This window comes from Clostridium punense, from assembly GCF_017874425.1.
Taxonomy (GTDB): Bacteria; Bacillota; Clostridia; order Clostridiales; family Clostridiaceae; genus Clostridium_J; species Clostridium_J punense.
Map to the genome: position 1 here is coordinate 56605 of NZ_JAGGLL010000007.1, position 19205 is coordinate 75809.

The following is a 19205-nucleotide window of genomic DNA, read 5'->3' on the forward strand; positions in this document are numbered from 1 at the left end:
ATCAAAATTAATCAGTAAAACTTAAGGTTTTTATATATCTGTCCTCTCCTAACTTGGAATTTTCAAACACATCCTTAGCGTTGTTTATATAAATTTCTGCATTAGCCATGGCTGGACTAAAGTGAGTGAGAAGAAGCTCTTTAACTTTTCCAGTTTTAGCTATAGCAGCAGCTTCTCTAAAGGTCATATGCTTGTTCTTAACTGCTTTTTCAAAATCTTCATCATCCCCATAGGTGCCTTCGCAAATAAAAAAATCACTTTGTTCAATAAAGTTTGCAATAGCTTCTATTGGCCTTGTATCAGTAACATAGCTGATTTTTATGCCCTTACGTTTAGGCCCAAGTACCAGAGTAGGATCATAGGTTTTACCTTCATAAATTACTTTATCACCTTTTTGAAGTTTATTCCATAATATTTTAGGAACTCTGTTTAAGGTTGCATTCTCTACACTAAACTTTGGGCTTCTAGTTATGTAAAAACTATACCCAAGACAAGGAGCGGAGTGGTCTAAGGATAAGGTGGAAATTACTATGGTTTCACTAATGTGGTGATTTTTATCTTCCTGTATTTTCAATCCGTCCTTCATGAAAGATAAACATATGGAATCAGCAGGGGCTTCAATAATGTTTATAGGGTAAGGAAGATAAGGTGCCACAACTCTTAAACCATTAACGATATTGGTTATTCCTTCTGGACCAATTATGGTTAATGGCTCCGTTCTTCCACTATTGCCAATGGTAGCCAAAAGCCCAGGGAGACCTACAGTATGATCTCCATGACCGTGAGTAATACAAATTATATCAATTGTTTTAAAGCCCCATCCTAAAAGTTTCATGGAAACTTGAGTGCCTTCACCACAATCTATTAAAATTTTTCGTCCTTTATAGTTTATTAGAAGAGAGGTTAGGTACCTCTCTGGAGTGGGCATACCGCCACCACACCCTAAAAGAGCTAAATCTATCATTATGAGCCACCTCATTTCATTTTAAATATTAAATTCATTTCAAAGAGTCATTGTTATTAGAAAGATAATCTATCACATCTTAGTTTGGTTTATACACTAATGAGGAGGTAAAAATTATTTTTATAAAGTATCCTAAAAAGAAATATTATAATTATATTTTACAATATTTTAGATTTATATGTTCAGTTTTTATTACAAAATGTAGGATTCACAAGTTATGGCTAGAGTGGTGAAGTGATTTTTATATATGAAGAGAAAACAAGGTGCTAAAAGACAGCTTTATAAAGAATCCTAAATTTATACTCTAAATAAAATAACATATAAAAATTTAATCATAAATAATATGTTTATTTTTTAAAAAATAAGGAATGATTTAATAGTAGACATTTTATAAGGAATTAAAGTGGCTTATACAAGTTGCAAAATTATCTATACTCTATAAGATAGTTTGAAGCAACTTATATTAAGGATAATGCAAAATAAAATTACATATATTTATGCTGTATTTTTATTGCATTCTAAATATTAAAAATAAATCTACTTAATTTCTAAAAGGCTTTTAATGAAACAAAACAAATCGTTATGATTAAAGTCATAACAAGTTACTTAGGACTAACAACTTTGGAAGTAAGTTTAAGCTGAACAAATATAAATTGTTACAACAAAGAGATTTTCCTAAGCTTAACAATTTTCACTTGTAAAAGATGTCAAACTTGAAGCTTCCAAAATGTTATTAAAGCCTATATTTGCATAATTACTAAGGAGACAGAAATGAAGAAAAACATAGTGCCAAAATCAATGGAAGAAAAATATAAAGAAATTATTAGCATTATAAATTCTTTTTGCATTGAAAATTTAAATGGAGAGTATGCTAAGGTTTGTAAAGAACTTTGTGCAGCCCTAAGTAGAAAGCGACCATCACCATTAATAAGAGGACGAAGTAAAACCTGGGCCTGTGGTATTGTTCATGCTATAGGGACTGTAAATTTTTTATTTGACTCAACTGCAAGTCCATATATCAAAGCCAGTGACCTCTATGAAAAATTTGGAGTAAGTAATAGTACAGGTTCCTCAAAGTCCAAGGAAATTCAAGAGATCATGGATATGGTACCTTTCGATCCAGAGTGGACACTGCCTAGCAGGCTTTTTGATAATCCTTTTGCATGGTTAGTATCAATTGAAGGAGTCACGGTTGATTTAAGAGAGGCTCCAAGAGAGTTGCAGGAGCTTGCATTCAATGAAGGAGTTATACCTTTTATACCTGATGATAGAAATATGATAGAGGACAAGAAAAAAAGGCAAAAGGAAAGTAAGATAATAAGCTTTCAAGATATTATAGAGAAAAAGAAAAATGTATTAGAAAAACCATAAAAACTTTTCATTTCTAACAAAAGTTAGGAGGGAACATTTTTTAGAAAAATATTGAATAACTAGCATTTTTATTATGATTTTGTCACCTTACTGACATATGAGATGGATATTATAATATCATAGAAGGAAGTTGAATTTGCCTTCTAATTTACAAAATAAAATTTTGGAGGTATTAATTATGAAAAAAAATTTATTAGTTACAGCTTTAGCATTAACTTTATGTATTGGAGTTGGGACTTCAGTATATGCCGCAGATAATACAAATGGAGACATAAGCAATGGTAATAAAACTGAAGTTACTGCACCAAAACAGCATAGTGGTAAAAAGGATTTTAGGGGTGGAAAACATATTAAGATGGAGGAAGTTCTAAAAGAAAAATTTGGGATAACCAAAGAGGAATTAGATGCAGCTAAAAAAGATGGAAAAACATTAAATGCATTGTTAACTGAAAAGGGAATTAAAATAGAAGATTTTAGAGCTGCCCTAATAGAAAAACATAATGCAGCTATAGATGAGGCTGTGACTAACGGAAAGATTACCGCAGAAAAAGCTCAAGAAATTAAGGATAAAGTTAAAGCCAAAATAGAAAGCAATAACTTTGATAAGGTGAAATCTGAAAAAGACCATAGAGGAAAAGGTGATAAAGGAAAAGGTTTTAAAAAGGATAAGGGCGCAGAAACAGGAACTGCTTCACCACAATCATAGTAATTGAAGCACTAAATTATTTTCCCCCATAACTTAATATAAAGTGATATTAAAATTAATATATTAGATTAAGTTAGCTTAATAGAGCCGTGGATAATAAAAGAGTATTACTCTCTTTATCCATGGTTTTACTATTACATGGAAGTTTTATTTTTAAGAAGAAATCTATTTATTCTTATTAACTTTTTATTCTAACCTTCTCTTAATAGAATTCGAAAATTTCATATTTCGTTTTTCAAGTAAGATATTATTAAATATTATGGTTGAAGAATAGAAGATAAAAATACATTGATAACATGGTAGTTGTATGTAAAAATGAAGTATTTTGGAATAAGTAATATTAGCTTATAGTTTTTTTTGTTTTTAAATTTTTCACAAAAATATTTTATATACCCCAAAAACTGTAGTATGACCTCCGTATTTTATAACATGTGCAAAGCAAATCCATGGATGTAAAAATTATTAAAATATGCTTATGATTTTCAATTTACTAAGTTTTAATCTTAAGCAATAGGTAAAGTTAAAATATGGAGGTAATATAATGTTAAAGAATAAGAAAATTGCAACAGTTATCGCAGCGGCTACTTTAGCCTTAGGAATTACAGGAGTGGCTTATAGCTATACAGCACCTTCTAAATATATAAGTTTTGATATTAACCCAAGTGTAGAGTTAGTAACTAATGCTTTTGATAAAGTTATAGATGCTAATGCTTTAAATGAAGATGGAATTAAAATTCTTGAAAGTCTTGATTTAGAAAACAAAGATGTTAAGGAAGCTGTAGATCTACTAACTCAATCTGCTATAGATAATGGTTATTTACAAGAGAATCTTCAAAATGAAATCTTAGTTACTGTGGCAACTGATGATGCTGATGAAGCTGTAAAAACACAAAATGAACTGGGAGAAGTAGTTAAAGAAGAACTTAAAGAAGAAAATTTAGATAAGACTCCTGTAACTACAGAGAATATAAATATGGAGCGCCATAAGGAAGCTGCAAGACTTGGAATTTCGCCTGGTAAGATGAACTTAATTCAGAAGCTTGAGGCTGTTAAACCAGGAATTAAATATGAAGATTATTCAAAAAAACCTGTAAAAGACATAATGAAAGAAATAAAAGATATTAGAAAAGAAAATAAAGAAGCAACTGCAGCTGTTGAAGAGTTAGACAAGGAACAAGCAACAGAAGCTAATGTAATTGAAGATGCTACAAAGGTTCAAGATGAAACTACTATAGTTAAATCAGAGGAAGATAAAGACGTAGCTAAAGTAAAAGAGAATAAATCTGAGTCTAAAGAAGAAAAAGATAAAAAAGAAAAAACCAATAATGGCAACCATGGCAATGGAAATAATGGAAATGGTAAAGGAAACAATGGACAAGGAAAAGGAAACAATAAATAAGACAATTAGGTAATTTATAGTAACTTTATGAACTTAGGTACTAGATAGTTTTCAATATTTAACACTATCTGGTATGTGTAAACATGGTATCTAGTATTTTTATATAAATAAATACACAGATATATTACCCTTATATATTTTTATCAATATCCCAACCTTAAATCCCAGAAAGAACTTGGCTACCCCTGGTCAAGACTTTCTGGGATTTTATTACATATAAAATAATAGCTTGTAGTTATTATTACTTTCTACATATGTTCAATCATATTTAGCTGATTTCTTTAAGCCATATAAGTTATTTAAGATGACATTCTATATGATACCAAGAATACCATCTAATATAAAGTCCTATAAGAAATATTATAGTAACTAATCTATAGCCTTTAATGAAGGGGGAACATTAATGCTCCAAGAGCTGACACTAAGGTTTGTACAACTCCCATAGAACCATTTATAGGTTGATTACTAACACCGAATCCTGACAATCCTTTTAATTCCTTTGAATAGCAATCATTATGATAAGGAATAGGTGCAATAAAATTTACTACTACAACTAAATCACTGTTATGAGATATTTTTTCACCACATCTAGCACAAACAATTAACTTTTTTTCCTCCATAAATTTACCCCCCTAATAAAATCTCCTAAAAATTATTTAAATATAGGCTAATAAGATAAGTTTTTATCTTATTCAATTCATAAATCTTTAAATAATCTAAAACAGGTTCATTTATAAATAAATAGTTTTAATTTTTGCTAGGAAATAGCATTAAAAATATATATGTAAACTGAACTTTAAAAGTATTAAGAAATATTATACAGGACTCTTTTATTCAAGTATAGCAAAATTCTGAAAAATGATTCCTTAAGAAAATGAAGGAACATTTCCATCCATAACTGGAATTATATGTAAATATATAGTATAATTGTATTATTCTTAAAAATATGGGGAGATATTATGACAGAAAAAATAGAAGAAAGGCCTATTTTAATGGAGAAAAAAACAGTTTCAATGGGGGAAATCCTTATTTCAAAGAAAGACATTAATCTTTTTCATAAAGGTACCCATTATGAAAGCTATAAGTTTATGGGAGCCCATGATAGAAAAGAAAATAATCGAAAAGGGTATAGGTTTACTCTGTGGGCCCCAAATGCAAAGAAAGTAGGGGTGGTTGGAGATTTTAATCAATGGAACGGAGATAACCATCCTATGGAAAAAGTAAACGAAGCAGGAATTTGGACTTTATTTATACCAGGTTTAAAAGAAAATCAATTATATAAATATGAAATTTTAACAAAAGAGGGAAGGAAATTATTAAAGGCAGATCCCTATGGACTCCTTTCAGAGAAACGACCCAATACTGCATCAGTTACTGTAAAACATTGTGAGTATAGCTGGAAGGATTATACTTGGATGGAACATAGACAGGGCGGGAGCTTACACTGCCGCCCGGTAAATATCTATGAAATTCATTTAGGTTCTTGGAAAAGAAACCAAAATGGAGAGTTTTTATCTTATAGAGAAATAGCTAAGGAACTACCTAGCTATGCAAAAGAGATGGGATATACACATATTGAAATAATGCCTGTAATGGAGCATCCCTTAGATGATTCTTGGGGTTATCAGGTAACAGGATATTATGCTCCGACTAGTAGATTTGGTACACCCAGGGACTTAAAGTATCTTGTGGATTGTTGTCATAGAAAAGGCATAGGTGTTATTTTGGATTGGGTACCAGGGCACTTTTGTAAAGATGCTCATGGCTTATTTAAATTTGATGGCACCAGCCTCTATGAATATGAGGATCCTAAAAAATCTGAAAATTTAGGGTGGGGAGCAGCAAATTTTGATTTAGGTAAACCTGAGGTGAGAAGTTTCTTAATATCCAATGCTCTTTATTGGCTGAGGGAGTTTCATGTTGATGGTCTTAGAATGGATGCAGTAGCTAATATGCTTTACTTAGATTACTGTAAAAAACCAGGACAATGGACTCCTAATAAAAATGGGGGAAATGAGAATTTAGAAGCCAAGGATTTTTTGCAGCAGCTTAATGAGGCAATTTCCAAGGAGTTCCCTGATATTCTTACAATTGCAGAGGAGTCTACCACTTGGCCTCATATTACAGGAAAAGTAGAAGAAGGTGGACTTGGTTATACCTATAAGTGGAATATGGGGTGGATGAACGATACGTTAAAGTATATGCAATTAGATCCTATTTATAGGCCATATAATCATAAATTATTAACTTTTTCATTAATGTATGCTTACTCAGAACAGTTTGTTCTTCCTATTTCTCATGACGAAGTAGTTCATGGGAAGAAGTCCTTGGTAGATAAAATGTGGGGAGATTATTGGAATAAGTTTGCTGGATTCAGAGCTTTTCTTGGATATATGTACTGTCACCCAGGAAAGAAAACCTTATTCATGGGAAATGAGTTTGCTCAATTTATTGAGTGGAGATTTAATGAGGAATTAGAGTGGCACTTGATAAATTTAGATATGCATAAAAAAGCCCAAGACTTTGTAAAAAAATTAAATAAGTTTTATAGAAATCATTGTGCTTTATGGAACCTAGACTCAAATCCTGAAGGATTTCAGTGGATAGATGTAGATAATTGTAATCAAAGTATCATAGTTTTTATGCGTAAGTCATATGATGTTAAGGATACCTTAGTAGTAGTTTGCAATTTTACTCCTGTGGTTTACTATGACTACAAAATAGGGGTCCCTTACAGAGGTACCTATGAAGAAGTGTTAAATACAGATAGCAAGGACTTTGGAGGATCAGGGCAAGTGATGGATGAGATTTTATTTTCACAGGATGAACCTTGGCACAATCAGAAATACTCAATTACAGTAAAGGTTCCTCCAATGGCAACTATGATTTTAAAAATGGAAAATATTGATAGTGAAGGCTTAAAAAGCAGAGTTCAAATGAAATTATCTTTAGTAGAGTAGAACCTTACTAAAGGTAAAGAGAACTATATATTCTAATAAAGTTTGTAGTTTTAAGATTATGTTAAAGTTACTTTGATAATTGTTGAATGAATTTTCATTATAGGGAACCAAAGTCAAGACCTACCCAAAATCACTACCTTGGTTCCTTTCAAGTTTTTTGAACATTAAATTTATGCTTAATAGGATAAATTTTTACAAGAGGAGCCTATAATAAAAAATTATAATGGCTTAGGTACGAACTTTTATTTTTTAGCATAATATATAAACTTGTTTTAATCAATGATGTGAATATGTCATAGAAATAATGCTAGATAAGGTGGGGTGGTTATATGGTTAAAAAGGAAATAGTGGCGATGATATTAGCTGGTGGGAAAGGCACAAGACTTGGTGCACTTACAAGAAAGTTAGCAAAACCAGCGGTTTACTTTGGGGGGAAATACAGAATAATAGATTTTCCCTTAAGCAATTGTGCCAATTCTCATATTAATACAGTGGGAGTTTTAACTCAGTATGAATCTATAGTGTTAAATTCTCATATCGGAGTTGGTTCTAATTGGGGCTTAAACACCTCTAAAGGAAGAGTTACAGTACTTCCTCCAAGAGAAACAGAACAGGGGGGAGAGTGGTATAAGGGTACAGCAGATGCAATTTATCAAAATAGAGATTTTATCACCTCTTTTAACCCAGAATACGTGCTAATTTTATCAGGAGATCACATATATAAAATGGATTATTCTGCCATGCTAGACTTTCACAAGGAAAGAGAAGCAGATGCTACCATTGCAGTTATAGAAGTTCCCTTAGAAGAGGCGTCAAGGTTTGGAATCATGAATACAAAAGAAGATGGAACTATTTATGAGTTTGATGAGAAACCAAGGGTTCCAAAGAGTAATTTAGCTTCCATGGGAATTTACATTTTTAATTGGAAAACTTTAAATGAGTTTTTAAACGAGGATGCTAGGGATTTGGGATCTCATCATGACTTTGGAAAAAATATAATTCCAAAAATGCTTGGCGCTGATAAAAAAATGCTCGCATATAGCTTTCAGGGATATTGGAAGGATGTAGGAACCATTGAAAGTCTTTGGGAGGCTAATATGGATTTATTAAAAGAAAATCCAGAGTTAGATTTGTATGATTCAAATTGGAGAATTTATTCTGATAATGTAGAGTGTCCTCCACAGTATGTGGCACAGGAGGCCAAAGTCAGCAATTCCATGATTAATCAAGGGTGCAATATTAATGGAGAAGTGACTAATTCAATATTATTTTCAAAGGTTTATGTGGGGAAGGGTGCAATTATTAAGGATTCCATCATCATGCCTGAAGCATATATAGAAGAAGGAGCTGTCATAGAAAAGGCCATTATAGACAGTGGCATGGTCATAGAGAGAAATTCTAGGATTGGGGATAGTACTGGAGAAGAAATTGTTCTCATGAGCCTAAAAGAAGAGGATAATAATGAATGCTTTAATCCTCAAGAAGAATTTATAAGTCCAAAAGAAATTGCTTGTATATGTAGTGTATAGAAGCATTAACCCTTTCAATATTTAAGGAGGATTTCGCATGAAGGATGTTATGGGAATAATTAATTTACATGATAATGGAACAAATATAAAGGAATTAACCAATCACAGACCAATAGCAGCTATACCTTTTTTAGGTAGATATAGAATAATAGATTTTGTACTTTCTAACATGGTGAATTCAGGGATATTTAATGTGGGAGTATTTATTCAAGAAAAGCCAAGACCATTGACAGAACACCTTAGCAGTGGAGAGCCTTGGGATTTAAACAGAAAAAAAGATGGGCTTTTTCTATTTTATCCTTATTACAATTCATCAAATAGCCTTTACATGACAGAGATTAAAAGTCTTAAGGATAATATTGAATACATCGAAAATAGCACTCAAAAATATGTAATTATAGCTCCAAGTTACATGATTTGCAATATGGATTACAATGAGGCTATAAATTATCATAAACAGTCTAAGGGTGATATTACAGTAGTCTATAAGAAGGTTAATAATGCAAGGGAAGATTTTTTAGGCTGCGACACTTTAGATGTAGATAAGGAAGGCAGAATAATTGGATTATCTATAAACAAAGGAGATTGCGACGAAAAAAATATCTCTATGGAAATGTATATTATGAAAAAAGATTTTTTAATAAAGCTTATAAACAAGGCTTTAGAGCTTAGTGCATTATACTCCTTAAAAGATACTGTAACTTATTTTCATAGAGAAATTAAAATAAATACTTTTCAGTATGATGGTTATTTAGAGTGCATAAATTCTATTAGTGCATATTTTGCTAAAAGCCTGGAGCTTTTAAATATTGAGAAAGCCAAGGCGCTTTTTAAGGAAGATAAGCCAATATATACAATTACAAAAAATAATGCTCCAACAAAATATGGAAAGGATGCTAAAGTTAAAAATTCTTATATTGCCAATGGAGCAATTATAGAAGGCACTGTAGAGAATAGCATAGTGTTTAGGGGAGTAAAAGTGGAAAAAGGTGCATTAGTTAAAAACTCCATACTTATGCCTCAATGTCGTATCGGTGAAGGTGTATATATGGAAAATGCTATTGCGGATAAAAATTCTGTGATTTCTAGGGTGAAAAATGTTGTAGGAATTTATGGAGAACCAATAGTATTAGAAAAGAATAGTATAGTATAAAAAAAAGGGGACTTGATAATGAAAGTATTATTCGTTGCATCAGAGTGTGATCCTTTTATTAAAACTGGAGGACTTGGAGATGTAGTATATTCACTTCCTAAATACCTTAATAAAATAGGTGTGGAAGCTAGGGTGGTAATACCCAACTATAGTGATATAAAAGTGAACTTTAAATCTAAAATGAAATTTATAAAGAGCTTTAAAGTTCCAATGAGTTGGAGAAGTCAATATTGTGGGGTTTTACAATATGAAGAAGGTGGAGTTACTTACTACTTCATAGATAATGAGTACTATTTTAAAAGACAGGGGATTTATGGCTTTTATGACGATGGGGAGAGGTTTTCTTTTTTTGATAGAGCAGTAATGACTATGATTAAGGAAATTGATTTTAAACCTGATGTAATTCACTGTCATGATTGGCATACTGGTATGATTCCAGTACTTTATAAAAATGAATTTATATCTGATCCTTTTTATAGGCATATAAAAACAATTTACACCATACACAATTTGTTATTTCAAGGTGTATTTCCTCCAGAAGTTTTAGGAGATTTGTTAAACCTAACAGATCATTTATATTATAACGGTAGCGTAGAGTTTTATGGCTGTAGCAGTTTTATGAAAGGTGGCATTAATTACTCAGATAAGATAACTACTGTAAGTGATACCTATGCTAAGGAGATTCAAACGCCCTTATATGGCGAGAGGTTAGATGGGCTATTAAGGTATAAGAGTGAAGAACTGATTGGAATTGTAAATGGCATAGATTATAGCACCTATAATCCAGAAACTGATGGATATATTTATAAGAAATACAATACTACCACTTTAAATAATAAGGTGGTAAACAAATTAAGACTTCAAGAAGAGCTAGGATTAGGTGTTAGTAAAGACACTCCAATGGTTGCTATAGTTTCAAGACTAGTAAAGCAAAAGGGAATTAACATACTAATACCAATTTTAGATATTCTTTTGGAAAAGGATATACAGCTTGTTATCCTTGGTACAGGGGATAGGGAGTATGAAGAGCATTTTAGTAATTTACAATCTAGGTATCCTAAAAAGGTATCTGCTAAGCTTACCTTTAATAATGGTCTTGCCCATAAGATTTATGCAGCCTCGGATATGTTCTTAATGCCATCCCTATTTGAACCCTGTGGTCTTGGACAACTAATTGCCCTAAGATATGGCTCTCTTCCTATTGTGAGAGAAACAGGTGGTCTTAAGGACACTGTTACTTCCTATAATGAAGAAAGCCATGAGGGGAATGGATTTACCTTTGGACCCTATAATTCTCAAGATCTTTTATACACCATAGAAAGAGCGTTAAGTTTCTATGGAAATAAGGAAATTTGGAGCAGCATAGTAAGAAAGGCTATGGAACAAGATAATAGCTGGGAGACCTCAGCATACAAATATAGAGAGTTGTATGAGGAATTAACTGAAAAATAATATACTGAAAGTTTGTAGTTTTATAAGGAAGAATTTATAGTATGTACTTTTAAATAGTAAAACAGGTATGTATTGTGTCATGTAAGCAATTAAACAGGAGGAGATCAAAGGGTGCTTTGTATATGCAAAGAAACTTTTAAGCAGGATTATGAACAAAAGTTTTTAGAGCTTTATGGTAAGGAACTAAAGGAAGGAACAGATTACCAAAGATATGAAGCTCTTGGAAGCTTAGTTAGAGATTATATTGCTAAGGAATGGCTTTCAACAGATAAGAAATATCATAGTTCAAAAGTTAAGCAGGTGTATTACTTCTCCATGGAATTTCTTTTAGGGAGGCTTTTAAGTTCTAGTCTTTTAAATTTAGGTATTAGAGATTTATGTAGAGAAGCCTTAGAAGAATTAAATATAGACTTAGAAGGGTTGGAAGAATTAGAAAATGACCAAGGTCTTGGGAATGGTGGACTTGGAAGGTTAGCAGCCTGTTTTTTAGACTCCATGGCTTCCTTAAATATTCCGGGTCATGGCTGTGGTATAAGATATAAATATGGCTTTTTTCAGCAAAAAATATTAGAGGGTAGTCAGGTGGAATTCCCAGATAATTGGCTTAAGGAAAACAACGTGTGGGAAATTAAAAGATCGGATAAAGCTGTGGTTGTGAAATTTGGCGGCAGTGTAAAGATGGAAAGCCTTAAGGAGAGACTACTTTTTACCCATGTGAACTATGAACCAGTGCTAGCAGTTCCTTACGATACTCCAGTATTAGGCTATAAAAATGGCACTGTAAATACTCTAAGGCTTTGGAGTGCCGAACCTGTAGGAAATGATTTTGATTTTTCCACCTTCAGTAGGGGAGATTTTTTAAAGGCAATTGAATATAAAAATTCCATTGAAGCAATTTCCCAAGTATTATATCCAGATGATTCTATAGTAGAGGGAAGAATACTAAGACTTAAGCAGCAATACTTTTTTGTTTCTGCGGGGATACAAAGTATTATTAAAAACTTTAAAAAGAATGGAAATTCTATTACGGATTTTGATGATAAGGTTTCTATTCATATTAACGATACTCATCCAGCTCTTGCTATCCCTGAACTTATGAGAATACTTATGGATGAAGAGGGTTTAAGCTGGGAGGATGCTTGGAGAATTACAGAAAACACCATTTCCTATACAAATCATACTATTTTATCTGAAGCTCTCGAGAAGTGGCCAGTGGATATTTTCAAAACTCTTCTTCCAAGGATTTATATGATTGTGGAGGAAATTAATGAAAGATTTTGTAGGTACCTTTGGAATAAGTATATTGGGCAGTGGCAGAAGATTTCAGAAATGGCTATCATAGCAGATGGGTTCATTAGAATGGCAAACCTAGCAATTGTAGGAAGCCACAGCGTTAATGGAGTAGCTAAGCTCCACACTGAGATACTAAAAAAACAGGTTATGGCTAATTTTTATTATAACTCGCCTCATAAGTTTAATAATAAGACTAATGGTATAACTCATCGAAGGTGGCTATTACAAGCAAATCCTCATCTTACAAAGCTGCTTTGTGAAACCATTGGAGAAAGTTTTATTTATCATCCTACTGATATGGAAAGGTTTGAAGCCTTTGCTGAGGACAAAGGAATTCATGAAAGACTATACCAAATAAAAAAGGAAAATAAGATAAATTTAGCTAATTACATTAAAAAAAGCTGTGGATTAATAGTTGATACTAATTCTATTTTTGACGTCCAGGTTAAGCGAATTCACGCATACAAAAGACAGACACTCAATATCCTTCATGTCATAGACCTTTATAATAGATTATTAGAAAATCCAAATTTAGATATAACACCAAGAACATTTATTTTTGCAGGAAAAGCAGCTCCAGCATATCATTTAGCTAAAAATATAATAAAACTTATAAATGCTGTGGGTAAAAAAATCAATGAAGATAAGAGAATAAGAGATAAGATAAAATTAGTTTTCTTAGAAAATTACAGGGTATCCCTTGCAGAAAAAATAATTCCAGCAGCTGATGTAAGTGAGCAAATTTCAACCACCACAAAAGAAGCTTCGGGCACAGGTAATATGAAGTTTATGATGAATGGAGCTGTAACCATTGCTACTTTAGATGGTGCAAATATTGAAATAAGGGATGAAGTAGGGGACGATAATATTGTGATTTTTGGACTCACAGAACAGCAGGTATTAAATTACTACAAAAATGGAGGGTATAACTCCACAGAAGTGATGAGAAAGGATATAAGACTTCAAAAGGTCATGGATAGTCTTATTAATGGAACTTACTCTAAGGATCACAATGATTTTAGACCTATTTATGATGCTCTTATCACCTATAATGATGAATTCTTTGTTTTAAAGGATTTTAGTTCCTATTTGGAAGCACAAAGTAGAATAAATAGTTTGTATGAAGACTTTAGAACTTGGCAAAGGATGTCTGCAATTAACATCGCTCATTCAGGGATTTTCTCTTCAGATAGAACCATAGAAGAATATGCCACGGGAATTTGGGGTTCTGGGTATTTATATAAAAACCTATAGGCCATAAACTTTTCATAGCCATCAATTCCTTTGGGCGTTTCGAATGTTTTTATAAAAACCTATAGTTTAAAAACCATATAAATGAATATAAGGGTGTATTTTATAGGAACCTATAGGTTTGAATTTCATTAAAATTTATATCTATAATAAAAGGCCTTATGACAATATAATACCCTATATTGATACAAGATCTATATTGTTACAGGATTTTAGCCTTGTAAAAGATTTTAGGAGTTATAACAGTTACAAAATTGAGGATGGTGATAAGTTATGGATAATTTAAAAGTCTTTTTTAATTCCCATGACTTATCCTATAGAAATCCCTTTGGAGCCGTAGTCTGCGGCTCCAAGGTTTTTTTTAGGATATATGGGTCAATCTATGATGAAATAAATTTAGAGCTATACTATGGGGACGAGAAAAAAGAAAAAATTTCAATGGAAAAGTGTGGAGAATACTTTTCTATTGAAGTTAAATTTGAAAAACCACAAATCCTTTGGTATTATTTTTCTTTAAAGCAAGGAGAAACTTATAGCTTCTATGGAAATAACCAACAAGGGCTAGGGGGAATTGGGGAGTTTTATTATAGCAATCCAAAACCTTATCAAATAACTGTGTATGAGGACTTTAAAATACCTAGCTGGTACAAGGAAGGTATTATTTATCAAATCTTTGTGGATAGTTTTAATAATGGCTTTGATTCTCCTTTAAATCCTAAAAACAACTCCTTTATATATGGAAACTGGTATGATGACCCTATGTATATTAAGGATAGTTCAGGAAACATAATAAGATGGGCATTTTACGGAGGAAATCTTCAAGGAGTTATAGAAAAACTCAGTTATTTAAAAAGCCTGGGGGTAACTGCGATATACTTAAATCCTATTTTTGAAGCTTCTAGTGTGCATAAGTATGATACTGGAGATTATTTGAAAATAGACCCTATGTTTGGAGATGAAGATAAGTTTCAGGAGCTTTGCCTTAAAGCAATGGAAAAGGGCATAAGAATAATTCTAGACGGTGTGTTTAGCCATACTGGTGATGATAGTGTGTATTTTAACAAATACGGAAGTTACCCTAGTGTAGGAGCTTATGAAAGTAGTGAATCTCTCTATTATAGTTGGTATAGATTCAAAACTTATCCTGAGGATTATGAGTGCTGGTGGGGAGTTAAATCACTACCAAATGTAAATGAATTAGAACAAAGCTACATGGATTTTATTATTAATAGTAAAAATTCTGTAGTTAATAAGTGGTTAAAACTAGGAGCTTCTGGATGGAGATTAGATGTAGCTGATGAGCTTCCTGATGATTTTATCAAAGCTTTTAAGAAAAAAATAAAGGAAGTAAAAGAAGACTCAGTGCTCATTGGGGAGGTTTGGGAAGATGCTTCGAATAAAATTAGCTATGGAGAAAGAAGAGAATATCTTCTTGGGAGAGAGTTAGATTCAGTAATGAACTATCCTTTTAGGAATTTAACCTTAGATTTTTTAAGGGGCTATATTGAAGCAGAAGAATTTAGTAAAAAAGTAATGAGTCTACTTGAAAATTATCCTAAAGAAGTATTTTACGGAAATATGAATTTGCTAGGAACCCATGATACAGAAAGGCTTTTAACTATATTTAAGGATTATACAGAAGATGAAACCTACGTTATAGCGTTACTTAAACTAGCTACTCTTTTACAGATGACCTTTCCTGGAGTACCTTCAATTTATTATGGAGATGAAGCTGGGTTAACTGGAGGAAAAGATCCCTTTAACAGAAAGGCTTATCCTTGGAATAGAGAAAATAAGGATATGATGCATTGGTATAGGTTAATAACTTCTATAAGAAGCAGTTATGCTGTATTTAAAAAGGGTGAACTTAAGCTTCACATGGCACCAAGTTTTATATTGTGCTATGAAAGAATTTATGAAGATGAGAGGGCTATAGTTATCTTAAATAGAAGTTTCAATGCGTCATGTGAATTAGAAATTAACCTGGTGAGTTTTAATGGAGAATTTGAAAATTTGCTATGTAAAGAAAATAAAAAAGAAAAAATCCACAGTGAAAGTGGAATTCTTAAAATAAGTATTGGTCCTTTGCAAGGTAAAGTTTTAATAGGAACAGCTTTTCATTTAAAGCGTAGTCATAAAAATTAATGGAATGAAGGAATTGTCACTAATAGAGAATTTAAAGCCATGGAAACTGAGAAAATGCTTCTCTGCTTATTCATGGCTTTTGTGTTATCTAATACTTTATGCATTGCTATGCAAGTATACTTACTCCTTTATAAAATATGCATCATGTAAAGTCTTGCAAGGCTTTCAGATAATCACAGTGGAGAAATAACTTTTTCATGAAGACTACCTGGGTTTTCTTAAGGATTTTAAATTTTGATAAATTAAACTGTCACTAAGAAAATCTATAGATGGAAGGGTATCTAAAGCTGAACTATCATATTTTTACCGTGAGCTTTTGCTTTTAACAATGCATTTTCTGTAGCTTTAATCCACTGGTTTAGGGTTAAAAACCTATTTTCATCTTTCAAAAAAGTACAAATTCCAATAGATACTGTAATATACTGCTTTTCACCTTTTAAATAAATAGGAGCTCTCTCTATCATATTTAATAGTTTTTCAGCAAAAAGAAATCCGGCCCTTTTACTTATCAGAGGAAGTTTAATTATAAACATATCTTCCTCATATCTTGCTACAGTTCCAAGCTCTCCTACCATGTCAGTTAATATTAATGAGACTTCCCTTAAAACTTTATCACCCTCAGACTTTCCATGATTCTCATTTATAAATTTAAAGTCATCGATATCGATTAGCATTAAGGTACATAGCCACATATGTGGAAATCTATTATTTAATAAGGCTTCAATATAGTTTTTATTATAAATACCTGTGGTATTATCTTTTTCTATTTTGATATCAGGTTTAGAGTTTGGAGAATTATTCATAATAGCCATCAATAAAACACCTCTCTTCATATAAGCAATGGAGGCTATATTTTAGTATATGTACAAATAAACTTGTATGTGAGAAGAACTTTGTCAAATATAATGAATTAAAACTTCAGTGATAATTAGGGAAATAGAGTTTAGTGTAACAGAGTTGTAGGACAAGTAATATAATAATAAGAGAAGATATTTAAGAGTTCTTCTTAAGAAGATTATAACGTATATAAATTAAAGTTTTTTAATTATGTATAAAGAAGTAATATTATATTAAATTAGTAGAATATAAGCTTCTATATTTTGCCTAAAATTAAAGGGTGATTGAAATGAAGTATTTCGTCTCGTTATGGAAAAAACAGAGTTTATTCCTAAGGCTTTTTTCAACTTTATTAATAAGCATGGCTTTGGTGTTCGCTACAGCTTACTTTCTTGAATTAGCTAGAGATGGGCAAGTGTTTGGTTTAGGCTGGGGAGAAAAGCCAGAGGATGAATTAATCATATTAAGATGTGTATCAATAAACTTTATTAATATGTGTTCAGTTTTTAGTTATCATTTTATAGAGGAGAGTAATGGTAAAGTAAGACTAAGAATAGTATTAATTAACTGGCTTGTTTCAGTAGCCTCTTGGATGGCACTGATTTTTAGTTACTTTCAAGTGTCTAATTTTCCTGCTATGGAAAAGGTAATAAATTTAATAGGAGTAAGTAGTATAATGCTTTCTATTTATTGGCTTTACTTTTTTTCATACCTTTTTAGCACTGTTAAGCAAAGACTTGAAAATGAAAAAACTCTAGCAAAAGAATTTTTAAGACAAGCTATCACTGACAAGCTTACTGGTTTAAAAAATCGGACTGCCTTTGGAGAAGATTTAGAAAAGGCATTAGAACTATGCCGTAAGAATAATAAAGTTTTATCAGTTATATTTTTTGATTTAGATAGATTCAAATATATTAATGACGCTTTTGGTCATAACACAGGAGATGAACTTCTAAAGAAAGTAGCAGATTTACTTGGGAAGTATGAAGATGAACACAGGCAGATTTATAGACTAGGGGGCGATGAATTCACAATAATAACCTTCGACTCACAAGAGGATGTAACTTTGTCAGAAAGTATTATTAAAAATTTTAAAGCCCCAATTAATATAGAAGGAAGAGAAATTTATATAACCACTAGTATAGGGATTGCAAGGTATCCTGAGGCTGGAGAAGATGTAGAAATCCTTACTAGAAATGCAGATTCAGCAATGTATGTAGCTAAGGAACAAGGAAAAAATAGATGTTGTATTTACAATAGAAATATGCATCATAAATTATCTAAACGGTTAGAATTAGAAAATAATATTCGAAGGGCAATAAGTGAAGAAGAGTTTTTTTTGAATTTTCAGCCCATTGTAAATATGGTTGATAATAGTATAACTTCCTTTGAAGTATTTATAAGGTGGAATCATCCAGATAAAGGTATAGTAATGCCAGGAGCTTTTATTCCTTTAGCAGAAGAAACAGGACTAATAGTACCGATTGGAGAATGGGTGCTAAAAAATGCGTGTGCTGAGTTTAAAAAGTCTATAAAAAATTTAGGAAAAAAAATTAAGCTAGCAGTAAATCTTTCAGCGGCACAGTTGCAGCAGAGGGGGATTGTAGATACTATAAAAGAAATATTAGAAGAAACAAACTTTAATCCAATGGATTTAGAATTAGAGGTTACAGAGAGTTCAATTATGATTAATCCCGAAGAGAGTATTAGAAAACTTAGGATGCTAAGGGATAAGGGCATTAGCATAATAATCGATGACTTTGGAATTGAGTACTCATCACTTAATTATCTTAAGCATTTACCTTACAATACCTTAAAAATCGATAAGTGCTTTATAAGTGATATCATAAGCAATAAAGCAGATGCTAGTATCACAGAAGCTATAATTCAGCTTGGTCATAATTTAGGTGTAACAGTTGTAGCTGAAGGTGTGGAGACAAAAGAACAGTATGAAATGCTAAAAGTATTAGGCTGTGATAGAATACAAGGATATTACTTTAGTAAACCAGTTAACGTAGATAACCTTAGTGAACTATTTCATAAATAAATTTATAAAAAGCTTGGAAGAACATAAACTTCCAAGTTTTTGTTACGATATTATTTTTATATTATAACTTTTGTTGGCATAGTGAGGAAAAAATAAAA

13 protein-coding genes are annotated in these 19205 nt (G+C 31.7%); 10 read left to right on the forward strand and 3 right to left on the reverse strand.

Annotated elements, in window-relative coordinates:
* Positions 1–7 precede the first annotated feature (7 nt).
* A complete protein-coding gene (locus tag J2Z44_RS05815; RefSeq protein ID WP_021283938.1) occupies positions 8–964 on the reverse strand; it encodes a ribonuclease Z in 957 nt (318 codons plus the stop codon).
* Positions 965–1735: 771 nt separating this feature from the next.
* Between J2Z44_RS05815 and J2Z44_RS05820 the strand changes: the two genes are divergently transcribed.
* The 3 genes from J2Z44_RS05820 (at position 1736) to J2Z44_RS05830 (ending at position 4440) form a co-directional block, all read left to right on the forward strand.
* Positions 1736–2335: a DUF6398 domain-containing protein gene (locus J2Z44_RS05820; RefSeq protein WP_209649408.1), complete on the forward strand. Its 600-nt coding sequence runs from the start codon at positions 1736–1738 to the stop codon at positions 2333–2335.
* Positions 2336–2513: 178 nt separating this feature from the next.
* The gene (locus J2Z44_RS05825; RefSeq protein WP_021283940.1) at positions 2514–3041 is read left to right on the forward strand and encodes a hypothetical protein; all 528 of its coding nucleotides are present in this window, start codon (positions 2514–2516) and stop codon (positions 3039–3041) included.
* 541 nt (positions 3042–3582) lie between these two features.
* The gene (locus tag J2Z44_RS05830; RefSeq protein ID WP_021283941.1) at positions 3583–4440 is read left to right on the forward strand and encodes an anti-sigma-I factor RsgI family protein; all 858 of its coding nucleotides are present in this window, start codon (positions 3583–3585) and stop codon (positions 4438–4440) included.
* Positions 4441–4823: 383 nt separating this feature from the next.
* On the opposite strand, the gene J2Z44_RS05835 is transcribed toward J2Z44_RS05830, so the two are convergent.
* Positions 4824–5060, reverse strand: a complete 237-nt coding sequence (locus J2Z44_RS05835) for a hypothetical protein (RefSeq protein WP_021283942.1) — start codon at positions 5058–5060, stop codon at positions 4824–4826.
* Between the two features lie 339 nt (positions 5061–5399).
* Here J2Z44_RS05835 and glgB point away from each other — a divergent pair, with 339 nt between their 5' ends.
* The 6 genes from glgB to J2Z44_RS05865 all read left to right on the forward strand — a co-directional run bounded on the left by glgB (position 5400) and on the right by J2Z44_RS05865 (position 16223).
* On the forward strand, positions 5400–7400 hold the full coding sequence (glgB, locus tag J2Z44_RS05840; RefSeq protein ID WP_245353054.1) for a 1,4-alpha-glucan branching protein GlgB: 2001 nt from the start codon (positions 5400–5402) through the stop codon (positions 7398–7400).
* 329 nt (positions 7401–7729) lie between these two features.
* On the forward strand, positions 7730–8929 hold the full coding sequence (locus J2Z44_RS05845; protein ID WP_021283944.1) for a glucose-1-phosphate adenylyltransferase: 1200 nt from the start codon (positions 7730–7732) through the stop codon (positions 8927–8929).
* 37 nt (positions 8930–8966) lie between these two features.
* The gene (gene glgD, locus J2Z44_RS05850) at positions 8967–10082 is read left to right on the forward strand and encodes a glucose-1-phosphate adenylyltransferase subunit GlgD (RefSeq protein ID WP_021283945.1); all 1116 of its coding nucleotides are present in this window, start codon (positions 8967–8969) and stop codon (positions 10080–10082) included.
* Positions 10083–10100: 18 nt separating this feature from the next.
* Positions 10101–11534, forward strand: a complete 1434-nt coding sequence (gene glgA, locus J2Z44_RS05855; protein WP_021283946.1) for a glycogen synthase GlgA — start codon at positions 10101–10103, stop codon at positions 11532–11534.
* Between the two features lie 111 nt (positions 11535–11645).
* Complete coding sequence (locus J2Z44_RS05860) at positions 11646–14081, forward strand: glycogen/starch/alpha-glucan phosphorylase (RefSeq protein ID WP_021283947.1); 2436 nt, start codon at positions 11646–11648, stop codon at positions 14079–14081.
* Between the two features lie 270 nt (positions 14082–14351).
* Positions 14352–16223, forward strand: a complete 1872-nt coding sequence (locus J2Z44_RS05865; protein WP_021283948.1) for a glycoside hydrolase family 13 protein — start codon at positions 14352–14354, stop codon at positions 16221–16223.
* Positions 16224–16504: 281 nt separating this feature from the next.
* Here the strand turns inward: J2Z44_RS05865 and J2Z44_RS05870 are convergent, their stop codons facing one another.
* A complete protein-coding gene (locus J2Z44_RS05870; protein ID WP_021283949.1) occupies positions 16505–17035 on the reverse strand; it encodes a GGDEF domain-containing protein in 531 nt (176 codons plus the stop codon).
* A gap of 314 nt (positions 17036–17349) precedes the next feature.
* On the opposite strand from J2Z44_RS05870, the gene J2Z44_RS05875 reads away from it, so the two are divergent.
* On the forward strand, positions 17350–19107 hold the full coding sequence (locus tag J2Z44_RS05875) for a putative bifunctional diguanylate cyclase/phosphodiesterase (RefSeq protein ID WP_021283950.1): 1758 nt from the start codon (positions 17350–17352) through the stop codon (positions 19105–19107).
* The last annotated feature ends 98 nt before the right edge of the window (positions 19108–19205 follow it).